27 protein-coding genes are annotated in these 19608 nt (G+C 34.3%); 21 read left to right on the forward strand and 6 right to left on the reverse strand.

Features of this window, described 5'->3' with window-relative positions:
* Nucleotides 1-35: 35 nt before the first annotated feature.
* Nucleotides 36-935, forward strand: coding sequence for a LysR family transcriptional regulator (locus tag BLT04_RS15385; RefSeq protein ID WP_089756675.1), 900 nt, complete (start codon nucleotides 36-38; stop codon nucleotides 933-935).
* Between the two features lie 27 nt (nucleotides 936-962).
* On the opposite strand, the gene BLT04_RS15390 is transcribed toward BLT04_RS15385, so the two are convergent.
* Together BLT04_RS15390 and BLT04_RS15395 are read right to left on the reverse strand one after the other, a co-directional pair.
* Nucleotides 963-1334 (reverse strand): nuclear transport factor 2 family protein, encoded by a 372-nt coding sequence (locus BLT04_RS15390; protein ID WP_089756676.1) that lies wholly within the window; start codon nucleotides 1332-1334, stop codon nucleotides 963-965.
* Between the two features lie 72 nt (nucleotides 1335-1406).
* Complete coding sequence (locus tag BLT04_RS15395; protein WP_089756677.1) at nucleotides 1407-1775, reverse strand: winged helix-turn-helix transcriptional regulator; 369 nt, start codon at nucleotides 1773-1775, stop codon at nucleotides 1407-1409.
* 103 nt (nucleotides 1776-1878) lie between these two features.
* Here BLT04_RS15395 and BLT04_RS15400 point away from each other — a divergent pair, with 103 nt between their 5' ends.
* From BLT04_RS15400 to BLT04_RS15430, 7 genes are all read left to right on the forward strand, one after another.
* On the forward strand, nucleotides 1879-2625 hold the full coding sequence (locus BLT04_RS15400; RefSeq protein WP_139166263.1) for an SDR family oxidoreductase: 747 nt from the start codon (nucleotides 1879-1881) through the stop codon (nucleotides 2623-2625).
* Nucleotides 2626-2793: 168 nt separating this feature from the next.
* Nucleotides 2794-3777, forward strand: coding sequence for a heme-binding domain-containing protein (locus BLT04_RS15405; protein WP_089756678.1), 984 nt, complete (start codon nucleotides 2794-2796; stop codon nucleotides 3775-3777).
* Complete coding sequence (locus BLT04_RS15410; RefSeq protein WP_089756679.1) at nucleotides 3777-4217, forward strand: hypothetical protein; 441 nt, start codon at nucleotides 3777-3779, stop codon at nucleotides 4215-4217. Before BLT04_RS15405 ends, BLT04_RS15410 begins: the two co-directional genes overlap by 1 nt.
* 148 nt (nucleotides 4218-4365) lie before the next feature.
* Nucleotides 4366-5382: a sensor histidine kinase gene (locus BLT04_RS15415; RefSeq protein ID WP_089756680.1), complete on the forward strand. Its 1017-nt coding sequence runs from the start codon at nucleotides 4366-4368 to the stop codon at nucleotides 5380-5382.
* Nucleotides 5363-6130, forward strand: coding sequence for a LytR/AlgR family response regulator transcription factor (locus BLT04_RS15420; RefSeq protein WP_089756681.1), 768 nt, complete (start codon nucleotides 5363-5365; stop codon nucleotides 6128-6130). The genes BLT04_RS15415 and BLT04_RS15420 overlap by 20 nt, the downstream gene beginning before the upstream one ends.
* Before the next feature lie 119 nt (nucleotides 6131-6249).
* A complete protein-coding gene (locus tag BLT04_RS15425) occupies nucleotides 6250-7020 on the forward strand; it encodes a DUF1223 domain-containing protein (RefSeq protein ID WP_089756682.1) in 771 nt (256 codons plus the stop codon).
* A 152-nt stretch (nucleotides 7021-7172) separates the two neighbouring features.
* Nucleotides 7173-7565 (forward strand): DoxX family protein, encoded by a 393-nt coding sequence (locus tag BLT04_RS15430; RefSeq protein ID WP_089756683.1) that lies wholly within the window; start codon nucleotides 7173-7175, stop codon nucleotides 7563-7565.
* A gap of 178 nt (nucleotides 7566-7743) precedes the next feature.
* On the opposite strand, the gene BLT04_RS15435 is transcribed toward BLT04_RS15430, so the two are convergent.
* The 4 genes from BLT04_RS15435 to BLT04_RS15450 all read right to left on the reverse strand — a co-directional run bounded on the left by BLT04_RS15435 (nucleotide 7744) and on the right by BLT04_RS15450 (nucleotide 11547).
* Nucleotides 7744-8934, reverse strand: a complete 1191-nt coding sequence (locus tag BLT04_RS15435) for an MFS transporter (protein ID WP_089757301.1) — start codon at nucleotides 8932-8934, stop codon at nucleotides 7744-7746.
* Between the two features lie 76 nt (nucleotides 8935-9010).
* Complete coding sequence (locus BLT04_RS15440; RefSeq protein ID WP_089756684.1) at nucleotides 9011-10012, reverse strand: aldo/keto reductase; 1002 nt, start codon at nucleotides 10010-10012, stop codon at nucleotides 9011-9013.
* An 88-nt stretch (nucleotides 10013-10100) separates the two neighbouring features.
* Entirely contained in the window at nucleotides 10101-11006 is a 906-nt protein-coding gene (locus tag BLT04_RS15445; protein WP_089756685.1) for a helix-turn-helix domain-containing protein, read from the reverse strand.
* Between the two features lie 118 nt (nucleotides 11007-11124).
* Nucleotides 11125-11547: a hypothetical protein gene (locus tag BLT04_RS15450; protein WP_089756686.1), complete on the reverse strand. Its 423-nt coding sequence runs from the start codon at nucleotides 11545-11547 to the stop codon at nucleotides 11125-11127.
* A 159-nt stretch (nucleotides 11548-11706) separates the two neighbouring features.
* Between BLT04_RS15450 and BLT04_RS15455 the strand changes: the two genes are divergently transcribed.
* The 13 genes from BLT04_RS15455 to BLT04_RS15515 all read left to right on the forward strand — a co-directional run bounded on the left by BLT04_RS15455 (nucleotide 11707) and on the right by BLT04_RS15515 (nucleotide 19608).
* On the forward strand, nucleotides 11707-12297 hold the full coding sequence (locus tag BLT04_RS15455) for a Crp/Fnr family transcriptional regulator (protein ID WP_089757302.1): 591 nt from the start codon (nucleotides 11707-11709) through the stop codon (nucleotides 12295-12297).
* Between the two features lie 76 nt (nucleotides 12298-12373).
* Nucleotides 12374-12784: a VOC family protein gene (locus BLT04_RS15460; protein WP_089756687.1), complete on the forward strand. Its 411-nt coding sequence runs from the start codon at nucleotides 12374-12376 to the stop codon at nucleotides 12782-12784.
* A gap of 4 nt (nucleotides 12785-12788) precedes the next feature.
* Complete coding sequence (locus BLT04_RS15465; RefSeq protein ID WP_089756688.1) at nucleotides 12789-13250, forward strand: hypothetical protein; 462 nt, start codon at nucleotides 12789-12791, stop codon at nucleotides 13248-13250.
* 98 nt (nucleotides 13251-13348) lie between these two features.
* On the forward strand, nucleotides 13349-13873 hold the full coding sequence (locus BLT04_RS15470) for a hypothetical protein (RefSeq protein ID WP_089756689.1): 525 nt from the start codon (nucleotides 13349-13351) through the stop codon (nucleotides 13871-13873).
* A gap of 1 nt (nucleotide 13874) precedes the next feature.
* Entirely contained in the window at nucleotides 13875-14651 is a 777-nt protein-coding gene (locus BLT04_RS15475) for an alpha/beta fold hydrolase (protein WP_089756690.1), read from the forward strand.
* A gap of 285 nt (nucleotides 14652-14936) precedes the next feature.
* A complete protein-coding gene (locus BLT04_RS15480) occupies nucleotides 14937-15368 on the forward strand; it encodes a VOC family protein (RefSeq protein WP_089756691.1) in 432 nt (143 codons plus the stop codon).
* 79 nt (nucleotides 15369-15447) lie between these two features.
* Nucleotides 15448-15861 carry an SRPBCC family protein gene (locus tag BLT04_RS15485; RefSeq protein ID WP_089756692.1) on the forward strand — a complete coding sequence of 138 codons (414 nt, stop codon included), beginning with the start codon at nucleotides 15448-15450 and terminating at the stop codon, nucleotides 15859-15861.
* Between the two features lie 37 nt (nucleotides 15862-15898).
* Nucleotides 15899-16138: a helix-hairpin-helix domain-containing protein gene (locus tag BLT04_RS15490; RefSeq protein WP_228421984.1), complete on the forward strand. Its 240-nt coding sequence runs from the start codon at nucleotides 15899-15901 to the stop codon at nucleotides 16136-16138.
* A 164-nt stretch (nucleotides 16139-16302) separates the two neighbouring features.
* The gene (locus BLT04_RS15495; RefSeq protein ID WP_089756693.1) at nucleotides 16303-17160 is read left to right on the forward strand and encodes a VOC family protein; all 858 of its coding nucleotides are present in this window, start codon (nucleotides 16303-16305) and stop codon (nucleotides 17158-17160) included.
* Nucleotides 17161-17208: 48 nt separating this feature from the next.
* Complete coding sequence (locus BLT04_RS15500) at nucleotides 17209-18042, forward strand: SDR family oxidoreductase (protein WP_089756694.1); 834 nt, start codon at nucleotides 17209-17211, stop codon at nucleotides 18040-18042.
* 30 nt (nucleotides 18043-18072) lie between these two features.
* Nucleotides 18073-18501 (forward strand): SRPBCC domain-containing protein, encoded by a 429-nt coding sequence (locus BLT04_RS15505; protein ID WP_089756695.1) that lies wholly within the window; start codon nucleotides 18073-18075, stop codon nucleotides 18499-18501.
* 74 nt (nucleotides 18502-18575) lie between these two features.
* Nucleotides 18576-19022 carry an SRPBCC family protein gene (locus BLT04_RS15510; protein WP_089757304.1) on the forward strand — a complete coding sequence of 149 codons (447 nt, stop codon included), beginning with the start codon at nucleotides 18576-18578 and terminating at the stop codon, nucleotides 19020-19022.
* A 127-nt stretch (nucleotides 19023-19149) separates the two neighbouring features.
* A complete protein-coding gene (locus BLT04_RS15515; protein ID WP_089756696.1) occupies nucleotides 19150-19608 on the forward strand; it encodes a DoxX family protein in 459 nt (152 codons plus the stop codon).

Genomic DNA, 19608 nt, shown 5'->3' on the forward strand with positions numbered 1-19608 from the left:
CCTCACAAAAAGGGGGAATTTTTATATGTTAAAAGATGGAAATCAGACATTTAAAATTAATAAAGGCCATTGTTGAAGAAGGCGGTATCACAAAGGCGATACATAAATTACATTTAACACAGTCTGCATTAAGCCATCAGCTAAAGGAAGCCGAGCAGAAATTAGGCACGGATATTTTTATCAGGAGTAATAAAAAACTGATTTTGACAGAAGCCGGCGAAAAGCTGTATGCTACTGCAAATGAGATTCTTGATAAGCTTTACAGCACTCAAAATGAGATTAATAATCTGATACACGGAGATACGGGCACAATTAATCTTTGCAGCGAATGCTTCTCGGGATATCACTGGCTGGCTCCGGTTCTGAAAAAATTTAATATTTCTTATCCTAAAGTCAATCTCAATATCGCTATACATGCAGCCAATAATGCCTTGGAAAGCCTTTTGGATCACAGTTTGGATATTGCGCTTACAACTGACGTGGCAGAAAATAAAAATTTAGAATTTATAGAACTTTTTGAAGACGAAATTGTTTTAATCGTTTCTGAAAATCATCATTTAGCTTCAAAAGAATATGTTTTGGCAAATGATTTTGAGAATGAAAATCTGATCATTCATTCTTTACCATTGGAAAAAGTAACGGTTTATAACTCATTTTTGCAGCCACAAAATATAGTTCCGAAAAAAATAATTCCGATTCCTCTCACAGAAGCTTCTTTATCAATGATAAAAGCTGAAATGGGCATCATGACAATGCCAAAATGGTCTGCAGAACAGCATTTAGCAATAAATCCCACTTTAAAATCAATTAAAATCGGAGAAAACGGATTAAAAAGAATTCAATATATTTCAATTTTGAAAGACGTGAAAAATCCTGATTACTTTAATAAATTTATAGAATATTTAAAGCTGGAACTTTGCGAATTAGTCAATTAAAATATACTGAATTTCTTACTTAAAAGCTTATACAGCAGAGCCTTCTCTGTAGAACAATTTAGAAACAATGCTCCAGTTTCCGTCTGTTTTTACAATATTCAGATAATCTACCATAATATTATCAAATAATTGCAGACGAACTTTAACAAAAGCCATTTCGTCGGATAAAATATCCAGTAAAATAACCTCGTCTTTACGGCCGGAACCTAGCTCAACAGGTGATTTCCTGTTAATTACCATTTCTCTGTATTCCTGAAAAGGTCTCACTACAAAATTATTGTCCTGCGCAGAATATAATACACAATTGGCATTAAAAACTTTGTCAAATTCATTAAGATCCTGAGTCTGCAATACATCGAAATATCTTTCTAACATTGCTCTGATTTCTTTTTCAATCATTTTGATTTAATTTTATCGACAAAGGTATATGTTATTGACATTCAATAAAAATGAAAAGAATTCATCATGATATTAATTTTTTTCATCAATATTATCTGATACGTTGAATTTATCTTCAACAATAACCCTTCTGTGTTCTCTTCCCCAAATAATCATCTCCTGAATAATATTGCCAAAAGTTCTGCAATAATTTGTTGCTTCATATTCAATTAAAACAGGAGTTTCAGGATAAACATTCCGTTTTACCAGCTTGTTTAATTCCATATCTTTTAGCTCTTTTGAAAGCATTCTTGTGGTGATTCCGGGGATGCTTCTTTCAATTTCACGGAAACGTTTATTTCCGTTGCAGATAGCATTAATAACAGGAATTCTCCATTTTCCTCCAATAAAATAAAGGGTATCCTGCAATGCCCGTAATTCTTCGGTTTGATCTCTTTCCATGTCTGCAAATTTACATGATATAATTAATGATACTGATATACTCTGTGATACTGATTACAAAAGTATATCAATTAGCAATAACTTTGTCAAAAATTTTAATGAAATGAATACATTTAATAACAAATTAGCTGTCGTAACCGGTGGAAACAGCGGAATTGGGTATGCAACCGCAAAAGAATTAATCTCAGAAGGTGCAAAAGTAATTATCACGGGAAGAAGAAAAGAAGCTGTAGAAAAGGCAGCTGAGGAATTGGGAGCAATACCTTTCGTCGCAGATCAGGGAAAATTGGAGGAAATTGAATCTTTGAAGACAGAAGTTGAAAAGCAATACGGAAAAGTAGACATATTATTTATCAATGCAGGAATCACAGGAAATTTGGGATCAATTGAAAATATGACTGCAGAAAACTTTGATAATGTGATGAATATTAATTTCAGAGGAGCTTATTTCACATTAAGTAAATTCATCCCGATATTAAATGACGGAGCATCAGTTGTTTTTTTGTCTTCAAATGTGGCAACGACTTACAGACCAAACAGCTCTGTTTATCAATCGAGTAAGGCAGCTTTAAATTCAATCGCAAAAACAGCCGCTGCAGAATTGGCGCCAAGAAAAATCCGGGTAAATATGGTAAGTCCGGGACCTACAAAAACAGAAATTATGTCTAAAGCAGGATTAGATGAAGCTACTTTAAGCGGATTGAATGAATGGATGATCAGCCAAATTCCATTGAAAAAAATAGGAACATCAGAAGATGTAGCAAAGGCAGTTATTTATCTGTCTGACAATAATATTGCAAGCTTTATGACCGGAACCGAAATTATTATTGACGGTGGGATGATTTTATAAAAAATTAAAAATTTTCATCAATGTCGGCAATTTTGTTGCCGGCATTTTTTATTTAAATTTTAAAGCCGGAAAACTCTGTTTCACCTTTTGATTTGTCCGGTTCACTTGGTTTTACATTTCAAAATTTCCTTTCAACATCTACTTTTGATCCATAAGAAATCAATTATTATGGACTCAGTAAATAAAAAAAGAACAATAAAACCTATAGCCATCCTATTTCTGGCGGTTTTAGTCATTTTTGCCGTTTTACAGCTTTTCAACAAGCCATTACAGGGGAAACCTGTCGCAAAAAAAATAGAAGCACCTCGCGAAGTTCTCGCAATTCTGGAAAATTCATGTTTTAACTGTCATTCAAATCAACAGAATTTGAGTTGGTATGATAAAATTGCCCCGATTTCGTGGGCGGTGAATAAAGACGTGAAAAGAGCTCAGGAAGTTTTAAATTTTTCAGAATGGAATTATTCGGCAGGTGAGCACCAGGGAAAAATGTATGCCATTTTAAACATGATTCAAAGCGGAAAAATGCCGCTACATAATTATACATTGCTTCATCCTTCTGCAAAAATTACTACAAAAGATGTTGAAACGATTAAAAAATATACTCTTTCATTATCCAACATTGCTCCTGCTAAAAAAGAGATGAAGAATATTCATCAAAACATTAAATTATCAGAAAATAATTTATCTTCAAAATTTCCGATTTCACCGAACGGCATAAAATATTCAGACGATTACAAAAACTGGAAAGTTATCAGCATGAGTACGCTTTTCGACAATTCAATCCGTGTAATTTACGGAAATGATATTGCAGTAAAAGCGATTGAAACAGAAAATTTTCATCCTTGGCCAAACGGAAGTGTCGTCGTAAAATCTGTTTGGAAACAGGAAAAATTAGCAGACGGAGAAGTAAGAGCGGGAGAATTTGTAAATGCTCAATTTATGGTAAAAGATTCAAAAAAATATACGGACACGGAAGGCTGGGGATTTGCAAAATTTTCAGGGAAAAACCTTCATCCGACAGGAAAAACAGCTTCGTTCGCCAAAGAATCATGCATTGCCTGTCATCGTCAGTTAGCCGAAAAAACGGGATATTTATTTGATGTTCCAATGAAAGTAAATACAGAAAGATTAATTAAAAACCTTCAGAAATAATGAAAAAAATACTATTCATCCTGATGTCATTTTGTGCCTTATTCATGGCTTGTAAAATCGATGAGCCGGATAAAGATTTAAAACGTGTTGTTTTTGATCCGGGAAATTTGAAATTTATTTCAACATCATTAAATACAAAAAAAGAAACAGCCTCCGCTTTATATGGAAATCAAATAACTTTAGAATCTTTATCAGGTGAAAATAATCAATTAAAAATTGGTTCAGAGGTAAAATTAGTAACCTGGAAATATCATGAAAATCCACAATATATCGGAGGAACCATAACCGGTGAACTTTTAAGTATTGAAACGATTAAAGCAGATAAAACCGGACGTATTTCTTATCAAATTCAAAATTTTTCTAAAACAGAAAATTTTAAACCCAATAAAGAAGAAAGGATAAAATATATCACGAGCTTTAAACCCGTCGTAAGACCATAATAGTTAAATTTGAATAGTAAATTCGCTTCGCTTGTGAATTTTTTTCACTTTAGAAATTCACAATTGACTTGCGTTAGCAAAATTCACAATTCACTACTAAATTTAAAGCATTTTACATAACTTAACATCTTCAAAATTCGAAGTTTTCATGCAGCAGCAAAAAATAAAAATTTCACAGGCCGTCATTTGGATAAGTTCACTGTTTCTGGGAATATTATCCTCGGTTCCGCAACTTGCTTCCCATGCGTTTAATTGGGAGGAAGCCATCGTGAATTCAGCCATAACAGCGGCTTTCTCTATAATCATGTGGTATGTCAACATCTATTTGCTAAACAGAAATTCAGGGAAAAGAAGACAAAATATTTCTTATTCAAGATTAATGGTTGTTTTGGCTTTTGGGATGGTCGTGATGTTTGGTCTGGCGTGGATCCAGCAGCTAATTTTATCGCACATTAATTTCGGCCCAACCATGCTGATGGTCGAGGTTCGCGGGATTTTAATCAACCTTGTCTGCTATATGTTTTTGAGTTTATTACAAAATAATTACGCTGGCCAACAAGTTCATCTTGAATTGGAAAAAGTAAAAAGCGATAATCTCGGCGCTCAGTTTGAACTGTTAAAACAACAGATAAACCCACATTTTCTTTTTAACAGTTTAAATACCTTAAAATCAATGGCCGAAACAAACGATTCAGAAACAGTCGATTTTATCATGAAACTGTCTGATTTTTATCGGTTTACACTAGAAAGCAGAAAGTTGGATTTAATAACAGTTCAGGAAGAAATGAAAATTATTGATTCGTATATTTTTCTACAAAAAGCGCGTTTTGGTGAAGGAATTACACTTACTGATGAATTGAATAATGAAGTTTTAAAAACATTAATTCCGCCTTTTACCTTACAATTATTAGTCGAAAACTGTATTAAGCATAATATTGTTTCAAAAAGCAAACCTTTGCATATCAAGATTTATAATGCTGAAGATAAAATCATTATTGAAAATCCTATACAGAAGAAAATAACCACCGAAGATTCATTAGGAATCGGACTTGATAATGTCAAATTACGTTACAAGCACCTTTTAGAGCAGGAAATTGAAATTAACTCAGACGAAAAAATCTTTCAAATAAAACTCCCTTTAATCCATGAATATACTCATTATTGAAGACGAATTCCGGGCTGCAAAATCTCTGCAGAACCTGATCGTAGAAATAAAGCCGGAAGCTAAAATTATTGACGTTTACGATAGTATCGAAAGCAGTGTTGAAGCCTTGTCGAAAGGTGCTAAACCTGATCTTATTTTCATGGATATCCACCTGTCAGACGGACTTTCATTTGAAATTTTCAAGCAGGTAGAAATTACTTGTCCTGTGGTCTTTTGCACCGCTTTCGACCAATACATGCTAGATGCTTTTAAAAGTAAAGGCGTTGATTATATTTTGAAGCCATTTTCGCGTGGCGATATTGCAGAAGCTTTAAGTAAAGTTGATGAATTGAAGAATTTTTTTCAGAAATCAGAGATTCCCGGTTTGGAAGCTCTTTTACAAAAAATAACCCACCCCCAATCGGCTGCAAAAAGTAGTTTTTTAGTTTTTAAAAATCAAAAATACACGACAATTCCTACTGAAAATATTGCATATTTTTTCATTCATAATGAGATTACCCATCTCGTGACCTTCGATAAACAGCAATTTCAGCTTAACCAGACTTTAGGACAAATTGCGGAACAGGTTTCTCAGAAACAATTTTTCAGAATTAATCGGCAATACATCATAAATTTCAGTGCAATTAAGGAAATGGAGCATTATTTTCAGCGGAAGATTTATGTCAAATTGACAATTGAGACTCCCGAAAAATTATTAATCAATAAAGAGAAATCACATCAATTTTTTTCTTGGCTGGAAGATCGTTAATGAGTTAAAAAAAATTCAGTTTTATATTTTCAAGGTTCACCCTGCAATTTGTCCGGTTGAACCTTTTTTGTATTCTTTTGCCTCGAAAAGGTATCTACTTTTGAATCAAATTAAAAGAAATGATACTAAAAAACTTAATAGGAACAGCAGCTTTTGTAGCATTAATGTTCATCGTCTCTGCTTTTGTATATAAGAATAAAGCTGGAAAATCTTATCAAAATTTATCGTCTAAAAACAATGGTTTTGCCGTCCTGGAGCTGTTCACTTCAGAAGGTTGTTCAAGTTGTCCGCCTGCTGATGCTTTGATGGGACAGATCGCAAAAAAATATAAAGATAAGCCCGTGTATATCCTTTCTTACCACGTTGATTACTGGAACAAGCTGGGTTGGAAAGATCGGTTCAGCAGTGCCGAAAACTCTCAGCGTCAGCAGGATTACAGCCATAAATTAAGCTCTCAGGTTTACACGCCTCAGCTTGTTGTTAATGGGAAAAGTGAATTTGTAGGTTCTGATAAAAATGCTGTAGAAAATGCTATTTCAAGTGCATTATTTAGCTCAGAAGGCATTAGATTAGATTTAAAAGCTGAAATTATTTCTAAAGAAATCACTTTTGATTATAAAATTTCAGAATTAAATTCTAAAAATAAGCTTTTGATCACTTTTATAGAAAAAAATTCATCAACCAATATTGGAGGAGGTGAAAATGAAGGCAGACATTTACAGCATTGGCAGATCGTTCAGAAGCAATATCCTGTTTCGTTGAATTCTACGGAAGAAACTGTAAAATTTCCACTTCCAAATAACTTTAATACGAATGATTGGGAGGTAATCGGATTGGTTCAGAATACAAAAAGCGGAGAAATTGTAAGCTCTACGAAAGCTGTTTTTTAAGCATTATTTTGTCATTCTGAAAGGACAAATTCGCAGTTATTAATTCTGTTATTCATAGAGATTCTTCCTTTATCAGAATAACAACTATTACAAAAGTTTCTAATAAAATATTCACTATAAAAGTAATAACAACCTTAAAATAATAAAAAATTATGAAAACAAAAACATCAAAAATTATCTATTGGTCAGGCGCAATCTTCATGTCATTGTGGTTCGGAGCGAGCGGATTCTTTGAATTGACAAAAAATCCTGTAGTTTGGGATATTACGCGGCAATTGGGCTATCCACCGCATTTCATCTACATTTTGGGAGTATTCAAATTATCCGGAATTGCAGTTTTATTGCTTCCAAACAGATTGTTGAGATTAAAGGAATGGGTTTTCGCGGGAATGTTCTTTGATATTATTTTCGCATTCTTTTCGAAAATTGCAGTGCTCGGTTTTCCGGCAACAATCGACGCAATTGTTGCATTTACAGTGCTTTCAATCACTTATCTGATGTATAGAAAAATTTATCCTCCAAAATTGATCTTTGAAGAAATTTAACTGAAATTAAATTTTTAAAGTAAAAAGAAAACCCATACGTCTTTACTATTGCACAACGATATTTAAAAAATATCAACTTTTCAGGTTTTCTTATGTTAAAAATAAATCCTCCCAGAAATGAGAGGATTTATTGTTGAAAATTATAAGTAGAAAATATAAGTTAAATTTTTAAATTCAGTTAAATATGTGCTTTTCTAATTTTAATCATACTTAAAATAAACAGTCCTAAAATTCCAAGTACAAAATATCCTTCTGCAACCTGCAGCTGTATTTCAGGTTTGATAACGCTTACAATTCCATAGCTTATGGCTGAGGTAATGATGAAAGCGACTCCGCCCGTTAAACCACCTGCGACCCCTGCGGAATTCGGGAATCTTCCGATGCAATAGGCGAAATAATTATTAAAGATAAACCCGGCGGTGACATGAATTAAAAATGCAAAAATCACCAGACTGTAAATGTTACTTGTAAAATATGAAGTCGCAAACATCAAAATGATTAAAATAATCTGCATAAAGTTGGCATAACGAATTTTAGGTAAAAACGCTTTATTGATTAATGCTTTTCCTAAAAAACCACCTGTCATCCAGGCAAAACCCAGGATTAACGAGACAGAACCTGCAACTACTTCAGAATATCCCATTTTATGCTCAATAATAAAAGATCCGCAAAGATTGAAGAACATGACGATTGAATAACTTAAACCGCACATCAGCATACCATAGAAAAAATCTTTGGTTTTAAACATTGAATTATATTCTTTGATCAGAAAATCAATATGAAAAGGATTCCTCTTTTTTAAAGTTTCTCCTGAAAAAATAAATTCTAATAGTAAAAGCAACAAGCTGTATCCTGCTAAAACATAAAAATTAGACTGCCAACCGAAGTGTTTTTGTAGATAACCGCCTATAAAAGGTGCAATAATGGGGCCTACAGACCATACAATTGTCATAATGCTTAAATAGTGCTTCCGTTTGTCTCCTTCATATACATCTACAAAAAAAGCCCGCTTGGAAACGACTGCAAAACCCGACAAGATCCCTTGTAGCACACGCATAGCGTAAATTACCATGATATCTTTTGTTGTAGCGGTAATAATAAACGAAACAACAAATAGAGCCAGTGATAACATTGAAACTCTGTACCTTCCGAATGAATCAACAATGCTTCCCGCAAAAAATTGCGTTATTCCATAACTGATTAAAAAGATAGATAAAGTAAGCTGGATGCTGGCTTCCGACTTATGGAGCTCGGCTGCCATGCTTGGCATTGAAGGTAAATAAATATCCGTCGCCAGACCGGACATGGGTATTACAGCAAAAGCCAGAATTGTTGCTATAAATTGATTTTTTTCTTTAAGAGTTTTCATTCCTGTCATTAAATCTTTTCATAAAAAACTTAGGTTCCTGTTTATAATATTCAGGAACCTAAAAATTGTGAATGTTTTAGTTATTTACTAATTTCATAGAGCCTTCGCTATATCTTTCCCCGATATTCGGATATTTTTTCAAGATAGAGTCGATGGTTTCTACATCAGATGCTGAAAGTTCGATTTGGGTCGCTGCAATATTTTCTTCCAGGTATTTAATTCTTTTTGTTCCCGGAATCGGGATAATGTCTTCTCCTTGGTTTAAGACCCAGGCCAAAGCCAATTGAGTTCCCTTTACACCTTTTGAAGCTGCAAAGTCATTAATTTCTTGAGCTAAGTTTTTGTTGTTTTCAAGGTTTTCCTGCTGATAACGTGGCAGCGATTTTCTGAAATCATCATCCCCGAAATTCTGAACTTCATTGATATTCGAGAAAAGTCCTCTTGCTAAGGGAGAATAAGGAACCAAAGTAATTCCAAGTTCTCTGATGGTTGGTAAAATTTCCTTTCCAATATCTTTTGTAAGAAGTGAATATTCTGACTGTAAAGCTGTGATAGGATGAATTTTATTCGCTTTTCGTATAGATTCAGCTGAAGCTTCAGATAGGCCAAGATATTTAACTTTTCCGGCTTTTACAAGATCCGCCATAGCTCCGACAGTCTCTTCAACAGGTACATTTGGGTCAATTCGGTGAGCATAATAAAGATCGATTTCGTCAATTTTTAAGCGTTGAAGGCTTTGATCTACAGCCTGTTTGATCCATTCCGAAGAACCGTCGAAATAAGTCCCGGGAGCACCACTGTGGCTGGCTTTTCCATCTTTAAACCTGAATCCGAATTTTGTAGCAATAAAAATTTTATCACGATTCGGAACCAATACTTTTGAGATAAGTTTTTCATTTTCACCGTTTGCGTACATATCGGCGGTATCCCAGAAATTTACGCCAAGATCAAGAGCTTTGTGTAACGTGCTGATGCTTTCCTGCTCGTCTGCGGGTCCGTAAGCAAAGCTCATTCCCATACATCCCAGACCAATAGCAGATAACTGCTGTCCTGTGTTTCCTAATTTTCTAAATTTCATGATTGTTTGTGATTTAAAATTATTGGTACAAAATTATAACAAGGCCAAAATAATTACAATATAGAATTCAAACTAAGAATTATAAAAATCAAACAAGATGAGTTCTTACTGCATTTGGGGTTGTTCCGGTTTGTTTTTTGAAATAATTTGTAAAATATGCAGGCTCTTCAAAGCCTAATCCATAAGCGATTTCAGAGACATTCCAATCCGTATGTTTCAATAATGCATTAGCTTCCTGTATAATTCTGGAGGCGATCTGCTGGCTTGTCGTTTTGCCTGTAATCTCCTTCACAGAACGGTTTAGGGAATTTACGTGAATGGAAAGGTTTTCCGCATAATCAGTTGGTGTTTTCAATTTTAAATAAGCTTCGGGGCTGTCAATAGGGAACTGTCTTTCAAGCAATTCCATAAATAAGGAGGCAACGCGTTGAGAAGCATTCTGATAATGTTCAAAATTTTCTGCAGGGTGAATTTTCATGGTTTCATGAACCAAAAGGTGAAGATAGGCCCGAAGCATATCATATTTATGAAGATAATCAGACTGGATTTCCGACATCATTTTAATAAAAATATCAGAAATTGTCTTCTGCTGTTCTTCATTGATAAAGAAAATCGGAGTTCCGCCAACTTTAAAAAGCTGTGAATCCTGAAGTGTTCCAAGACGGTTCCCATTTTGTAAAAACTGGTCTGTAAAAAGGCAGAACCAGCCTTTCTGATCATCATTTTCGGCCTCCCAGGAATAGGGAATTACAGGGTTTGAAAACAACAAGGCGGGTTTGTCAACATAAATCCATTTGTCTGCATAATGAAGTTTACCTTTTCCTATAATCAATGAAATTTTATAATAATCTCTTCTGCTGTATGGTGTAATTGATGAACAATTTTCACGTTCAAAGACATTAAAATGGCCGACTCCCGGAGTTTTTAGGCATTGCAGGCCTTTATTTAATGCATTTCGCTCGTAAAATCCTTTTATTGATTCTCTAGATTCCATGGTTCAAAATTATAAAATTCAAACAATAATTCGTCATAAAATAATAACAATAGATAAAATAAAAATGACCGGTCCTGCGACCAGCCATTTTTAAGATTAAATATAATTGATAGATTGTTTAATGATGACCGTTTCCGTGTTTTGATTTGTGCACTTTTACTTTTTTGTCCATGTGCTTGTACCGTTTATCATTATTTTTGTTTCTGTTGTAGACGGCAACAGGATTTTGGCCTTTATAATATTTATTTTTAAACTTAAGATATTTTTCTCTTCCTAAGATTCTTTCCATCTCGGTATATCGGTCTTCTCTCCACCGGTCAGGGTTGTGTACATATACCTTGTTCCACGAATTGTAATTGTCGTATCTGTCATTTAAGGCATATATTTCATTGGCCTGTGTTTTCGACAGTAACAGATCTGCAATTACCGTTTGCCAGTTGACATCAGAAATGCTTCTTCTGTAATCATTATAATAGTCTGACTGTGCATAACTTAAACTAAAAGTGCCTACAAGTAATGCTGTTATGAGTAATTTTTTCATTTTCTTTTCATTTTAATTATAATAGAACGCTCAATTAAAATGCCAAATCTGCAAAGCGCCTTCCCAATCTTTGTTAAAAAACAGCCAATTTGCTTCCTGAGCTTTGAAATATTAAATAAAACTTTTAATTTTAAAACCTTTCAAAAAAACATTGACTTGATGACAAACAAAGCCTTAGAAATCTGTTATGATTTCCCTTTTTTCTTATCCGAGGAGCTTGAAGAGATATTTCATGCCCATGAAAAAGTATTTTTCCAGAAAGGAGAAATGATTCTTGAAGAAGGAAAAACCGCCAATGAATATTATATTTTGGAGAAAGGTTTGGCCCGGTCATTTGTCAATGATTTCAACGGAAATGAAGTGACAACACACTTTTTTGTTGAAAATGAAATTATTATCGAAGTTTCCTCCTTATTTCAAAGAATCCCGACGCAGGAAAATATCGTCTGCATTACAGATTGCGAATGCCTGAGATTTGATTTTGAAACCTTCCAGGGATTATTCCACAAAATACCGAACCTCAGAGAATGGGGCAGGGCATGGATGTCTCAACAGCTTTTCGTTTATAAACAGCGTTCTGTAGAGATGTTTACCCTTTCTGCAACAAAACGTTATCTCAATCTTTTAGAACAAAAACCTCACGTGATTCAATTTGCGCCTTTAAAGCAAATCGCTTCTTTTCTGGGAGTTACAGATACTTCTTTAAGCAGAATCCGCAAAGAATTGGTTTCTCATCCAAAGAAAATTTAAATCTTGCCTTATGACAAGATGACTTTCGCGGCAACTCGGTAATTTTGGTTAAAAGTTTAACATTAAAAATTACAAAATGAACATCAATCAAATTTATGTCAATCTGCCGGTAAAGGATATCCAGAAAACAAAAGAGTTTTGGACAAAACTAGGCTTCACGATTAATGAGCAGTTTTCAGATGAGAAAGCTGTTTGCGTGGTAATGAAAGAGGATAATATTTATGTTATGTTTCTGACGGAAGAATATTTTCAGACTTTTTCAGAAAGACCGGTTCCAAAAGGTGATACAACACAGGTTTTGGTGGCGATCGGATTAAATAGCCGTGAAGAAGTTGATCAGGTGGTGAATGCAGCGGTGGAAAACGGAGCAACACAGCACGAGGAGCCGCAGGATTATGGCTGGATGTATCAAAATTCTTTTTGGGACATCAATGGGCATGGCTGGAATGTAACATTTGCAGATCTTTCTCAACTTCCTCAAGGATAATTAAATGGAAGCAAAATCAAACGATATTGAAATTATAAAATATCTGGTATCCAGCAATTACAAAGTGATTTCAATGAATATCAATGATATTTCAAACGAAGAAGCCATGATTTTTCCTAATGGTGAAGCCAATTGTATGAATTGGGTTCTGGGACATTTAATTTACATAAGAAATGCGTTTTTAAATATTTTAGGGGAAGAATCGGTTTGGGATAACGAAAAATTTTCCTGCTACAACAGAGGTGAAATTCCTTTGAAGAGAAAAGATGAATTTGTAAGCTTTGAAGAATTAAAATCTTATTTAAAAGAATCCCAAAATAAGTTTGAAACAAAACTAAACAGCCTTGAAAGCCTTGATCCTGCAATAATTAATGATGTTTCAGGATTATCTCTTCACGAAATTTACCACAGCGGCCAATTCGGTTATCTCAGAAGGATTTTAGGAAAATCCGGAGCCATAAAATAAATCTACGAGAGAAAATTAGACACAAATCACAAAAATAAACACAATTATCTGTGTAAATCTAAGAGATCTGTGGAAAACAAAAAAATAAAACAAAACAAATGGATACGCCAAAATCAAAAAAATTAGACATCATAATTCCTGCTTTTCGAGGCCACAGTCAGAATTTTCTGATGGTTCTCGACGGAATTTCTGAAGAAAATGCTTTGAAAAGAATCGAAGGCAGAACCAATCACATCGTTTGGATGGTTGGAAATTTTCTCGATATGCGTTACGCGTTGGGAAATGTTTTAGGAATCAGTCAGGAATTTGAATTTAAAGATTTTTTCTTTCAGGGAAAGGCATTGGATGAAAGTTTGAATTATCCAACTTTACAACAGCTTAAAGATGATTTTCATAAAATCTCACCGCTTGTTTACAACAAATTATTGGATATTTCCGATGAAGAATTAGACAAAGCTTTTCCTATGGGAATGAATATTGATTTTTTCCCGGAAACAGTTCTGAATTTTGTAGGAATGTGCATCGGTCGTGAAGATTATCTGTGCGGGCAAATAGGATTAATGCGCAGAATTCTTGGCTACGAGGGAATGAAATATGATTTTGATAAAGATTTAAAATATTAATATGAATCCGGTTGAAAAAGGTCATAAAAGCGTCAACGGAATTCAGATGTATTATGAAATCTACGGTTCCGGAAAGCCTTTGGTATTGATTCACGGCGGAGGTTCTTCGATTTTGTTTGATTTTAAAGAAGTCATTTCAAGACTTGAAAACAAATTTCAATTAATCGGAATCGATCTCCAAAATCACGGAATGACCGAACACCGAGACATTCCTGAAACCTTTGAGCAGGATGCCGATGATGTTGCCGCTCTTTTGAGAGAATTAAATATTGAAAAAGCTTCATTTTGGGGTTTCAGCAACGGTGGAAATACGGTAATGCAAATAGCTCATCGACATCCTGAAATGGTTGAAAAACTGATCGTTGCATCGGCTTTTTACAAAAAAAACGGAATGATGAACGGATTTTTCGAAAGTATGGCAGAAGCAACTTTAGAATCAATGCCTGAACCTTTGAAAATCAACTTTTTAAACTTAAATCCCGACTTTTCAAAACTTGAAAATCTTTTCGACAAAGACAGCAAAAGAATGCAGACTTTCGAAGATTGGCACGAGAAAATTTTAACATCAATAAAATCTCCGACCTTATTCATTTCCGGCGATAAAGATGTGATGAAACCCGAACACACTGTTGAAATGTGGCGTTTGGTGGAAAACGCTCAGCTAATGATTCTTCCCGCAACTCACGGTTCTTATATGATGGCTGATTTCGGAGGAAATGTGGATGGGAAACTGATTGATTCAACGGTGAGTGAAATTGAGAAGTTTTTAAATCAATAAGCTTTTAGACTTTAAAAAAAAATAAGTTTAATATTATTAGGAGAGATTCTTCCTTCGTCAGAATGGCAAACTTATACGTTCAGCCTTTGCTGAGTGAAACGCCTTTGCGAACGAAAAATATTTTCAATTAGATTAAAAAATCTTTGCGCTCTTTGCGTTTAAAATAAAACACTAATAACACAAATTCTTTACACAAATTTTCACAAATCTTTATTAGTGCTATTCGTGAAAAATATTTGAGTCATTTGTGTTTAATAAAAAAACAAACTTTTAAAATAAAATATCATGGCTAAATTAAATCCGTATTTAAATTTTGATGGGAAAGCAGAAGAAGCTTTCACTTTTTACCAATCCATTTTTGGAGGAGAATTCGTTGGAGGAATCCACAAAATGGGAAATGCTCCCGGAACTGAAAATCTTTCAGATGAAGAAAAAAACAGAGTGATGCACATCGCGCTTCCGATTGGCGGAGATTTATTGATGGCTTCAGACATTGTTCCAAGTTTCGGACAAACGCTGAACGTAGGAAATAACAATTATGTTTCAATTTTCCCTGAATCGAGGGAAGAAGCTGATAGAATTTTTAAAGGCCTTTCAGAAGGCGGAAACATAGAAATGCCGATTGAGGATCAGTTTTGGGGCGACTATTTCGGTAGCTTCCAGGATAAATATGGTATTCATTGGATGGTGAACTATAATGAAGAATACGCAAAATAATCTTATATTTAAACTAAATTATAAAAGGGTAACCGAATTTCTGGTTGCCCTTTAATTCAACTGAAAAAAATACAATTATATGGAGCCAATTACGATTGATATTACAATTTTAGCGCCTGTACAAAAGGTTTGGGATTATTTCAACGATCCTGAACATATTACAAAATGGACCTTTGCTGATGAAAGCTGGCATTGCCCAAGTTCTGAAAATGACCTTAAAGTGGGTGGGAAATTCAAAACCAGGATGGAAGCTAAAGACGGAAGCTTTGGTTTCGACTTTGAAGGAATTTATGATGAGGTAAGCCCAAATGAGAGAATAAAATATCATATGGAGGATGGTAGAAAAGTAGAAGTAATTTTCGATAAAATTGATGAAAATACAACAAAAATTACCGAAATATTTGATCCGGAGAAACAAAATCCTGTGGAAATGCAAAGAAATGGCTGGTACGCTATTTTGAATAATTTTCACAAATACGTTGAGAATAACTAAAAACCTTTTTTTTGCAATCATGATAAACTTAATAATAATGGCGAAATGTTTGAGCTCTATTTGCGTTGTTAGTCATGTTGTGGAAGGAGATTTTTTAAAAGGTATCATTGCGATGCCAGCAAGACGGGCTTTGGAAAAAGAAAAAATCGATTCTTTAGAAAAACTGTCGGATTATTCCGAGCAAGAAATTATGCAGCTTCACGGTTTCGGAAAAAATGCAATGCAAAAGCTAAAAATTTATATGAAAGAAAATCAGATTTCTTTTAAAAATAATTAAAACTAAACATTCACTTTGTTATTGCGAGCGAACCAATCTCAACTTAATATTCATAAAAACTTAACTAAATCTTAATTGTTAAATTTTTAATCTTAAAGTAATAAAATATTAAAAGATGCCTCGTTTTCGCTCGCAATGACAAATCAACTCTTAAATTTAAAATAATGAACAACGATATTTTCCCGTGTCTTTGGTACGACGGAGACGCAAAACAATCAGCAGAATTTTATTGTAAAGTATTTGACGGAAAAATTACCGCAGATACACCTGTTGTAATGAATATTGATCTTTTTGGTCAAAAAATTATGTTACTGAACGGCGGGCCTCATTTTGAAAAAAATGCCTCAGTTTCGTTCATGGTAATTTGTGAAACGGAAGATGAGGTTCAGAAATCCTGGGACCAGTTAATGGAAGGCGGAATGGCATTGATGCCTTTGGATTCTTATCCCTGGAGTAAAAAATATGGTTGGGTTCGTGATAAATTCGGGGTTACATGGCAAATATTTTTAGGTGAAAAACAAAATGACCAGAAAATTGTTCCGACTTTAATGTTTATTCATGAAAATAACGGAAAAGCGATGGAAGCAATGGAATTTTACACGCAGACTTTCCCGAATTCCAGCATTGGAAATGTATTAAAATATAAAGATGGAGGCGAAGCAAACGAAGTTCCTGAAAATGTACAGCACGCCCATTTTGTGATTGACGGATACAATTTGTTTTGCATGGATAATTCTTATGACCACAAATTTGATTTCAATGAAGGTATTTCGATGGTTGTTATGACCGATGATCAGGAGCAGACAGATCATCTTTGGAATACGCTGACTTCCGGTGGAGGAAGGGAAAGCATGTGCGGCTGGTTAAAGGATAAATATGGTTTTAGCTGGCAGATTGTTCCGAAAAAATTAATTCAGCTGATGAGCGATCATGATCAGGAAAAAGCTCAGAAAGTAGTTCAGGCGATGATGAAAATGCAGAAAATTATCATTAAAGATTTAGAAGAAGCTTATAATTCTTAAAAGTGATTTCGGCTTATTGTTTGATAGTATTTTGAAAAAAAATTGCTTATGAAGACGCAGAATAAGTCACAATCAAAGTCAAAAGTTCCTCAAGAAGGTTTATTTCCTGAAATTATCCGTAAAAGCTATTTAGGAAGCAAAAAATTACTTGGTAAAAAAGCTGTAATTTCTGGTGGAGACAGTGGAATCGGACAAGCGGTTGCCGTGCATTTTGCCCGAGAAGGCGCAGATATTGCGATCATTTATAAAGAAAGCGATAAAGACGCCAAAGAAACCCAAAAACTGGTAGAAAAAGAAGGCCGGAAGTGCATTTTGCTGAAAGGTGATATCTCTAAAAAACCATTTAAAACAAAATGTTTGGAGAAGATCAAAAAAGAATGGAAAACACTTGATATTCTGGTTAATAATGCCGGAATTCAGTTTCCTAAAAATGATATTGAAAAGATCTCCGACCAGCAGATTCAGGAAACTTTTAATGTGAATATTATTTCGATGATTAGCGTAACAAGAGATTTTTTACCTTTAATGAAAAAAGGCGGCAGAATTATCTGTACGACTTCAGTTACGGCGTACAGGGGAAGCGATCATCTGATTGATTATTCGGCTACAAAGGGCGCTATTGCAACATTTATCCGGTCTCTGGCAACAAATCTTGCAGAAAAGAAAATTCTCGTAAACGGAGTTGCTCCCGGACCGATCTGGACGCCGCTTGTGAAAGAAACTTTCGATGATTTATCAACTTTTGGAAAAGATAATCCTATGAAAAGAGCCGGCCAGCCCTCAGAAGTTGCTCCGGCCTATGTTTTTCTGGCTTCCGAGGATTCGAGCTTTATTACCGGAGAAATCATTCATATTAACGGAGGCGATTTTGTAGGAGGATAAAATTAATTAAAAACCACTTAAATAGTAAAAATGGAAACTTTGGTATATACAATCCAGATCAATACCAGTCCGGAAAGAGTTTGGGACGTACTTTGGGGTGAAATAACCTATAGACAATGGACGACAGCTTTTACCGAAGGCTCGTTTTATCAGGGGACATTAGAGGAAGGAAGTACGGTGAAATTTCTCGATCCTAAAAACAACGGAATGTACAGCCGTGTTGAGAAAAATATTCCTCATAAGGAAATGAAATTTTTGCATCTCGGAGAAATTTATGATGGGGTTGAAGCTCCTCAAAATTGGGGAGAAGCAACGGAATCTTATATTTTGGAGGAAAAAGATGACGGAACAGAATTAAAAGCTGAAATTCAGACTCCTGCTGAATTCAAAGAGTTTTTTGAAGATAAATTTCCAAAAGCGTTGGGAATTGTGAAAAATCTTTCTGAAAATCAACTTTAGTAAGCAAATATCATTAATAATTTTCACAAATAAAATTAGTGTTTAATTTAAATCAGATCACAAAAAATAAAAATATGGAAACTTTATCATACGAAACAGTAATCAATGCACCTAAGCAAAAGGTTTGGGATATTCTTTGGAATCCTGAAACCTACAGAGAATGGACGCAGTTTTTCAATCCCGCTTCTCAGTCCCAAATGAAATCCGATTGGAAAGTCGGAGGAAAAACATATTTTCTGGACATGAACAATGAAGGAATGGTTTCTACAATCGACAGTTTAGACGAGCCAAATCAGATTATTTTTAAACATTTAGGAATGGTGGATAAAAATGGAGTAGAAGATACCGAAAGCATGGAAATCAAGCAATGGAGCGGATGCTTTGAAAAATATATTTTAATAGATTTTGACGGAAAAACAAAACTCCATACAGAAGTTCAGGTCGAAAAAAACTGGGAAGAGCATATGAATACGGGTTTTATAAAAGGTTTGGAAATTGTGAAAAATCTTGCTGAGAAATAATTTACCTTTATCCCACAGATTTCGCAGATTTGCACAGATGATACGTTTTATATATTGCAATTAAAAAATATGCGCAATCATCTCTGCAAATCTGTGAAATCTGTGGTAAATAAAATAAAAATCAAATATGAAATTATTAACGATCCTTTTTACGACTTTTATTCTGGCTTTATTGGCTACAAAAATCTTCCAGGGAAGCTGGAATTTTTTATTTTCAGGAAACCTGGGAATGGCGGTTTTCATCATTTTTACGGGGCTTTCACATTTTAAATTTCAAAAAGGAATGGCGTTGATGATTCCTGATTTTATTCCTGCTAAAATGTTTTGGGTATATTTTACCGGAATTATTGAAATCGCTGCCGGAATTGGTTTAATGATTCCATCAATTCGTGAAACGACTGCGATTTTATTAATAATTTTCTTTGTTTTGGTTTTCCTGGCGAATATTAATTCATCAAAGAAAAAGGTTAATATCTTCAAAGGAGATTACACCGGTCCCGGAATGAGATATCTTTATAAAGAAAGAATCCCGATGCAGGTTATTTTAATTGTCTGGACGTGGTATTTCGGGATATATCTGAATTAA

It is taken from the genome of Chryseobacterium soldanellicola, from assembly GCF_900100115.1.
Taxonomy (GTDB): domain Bacteria; phylum Bacteroidota; class Bacteroidia; order Flavobacteriales; family Weeksellaceae; genus Chryseobacterium; species Chryseobacterium soldanellicola.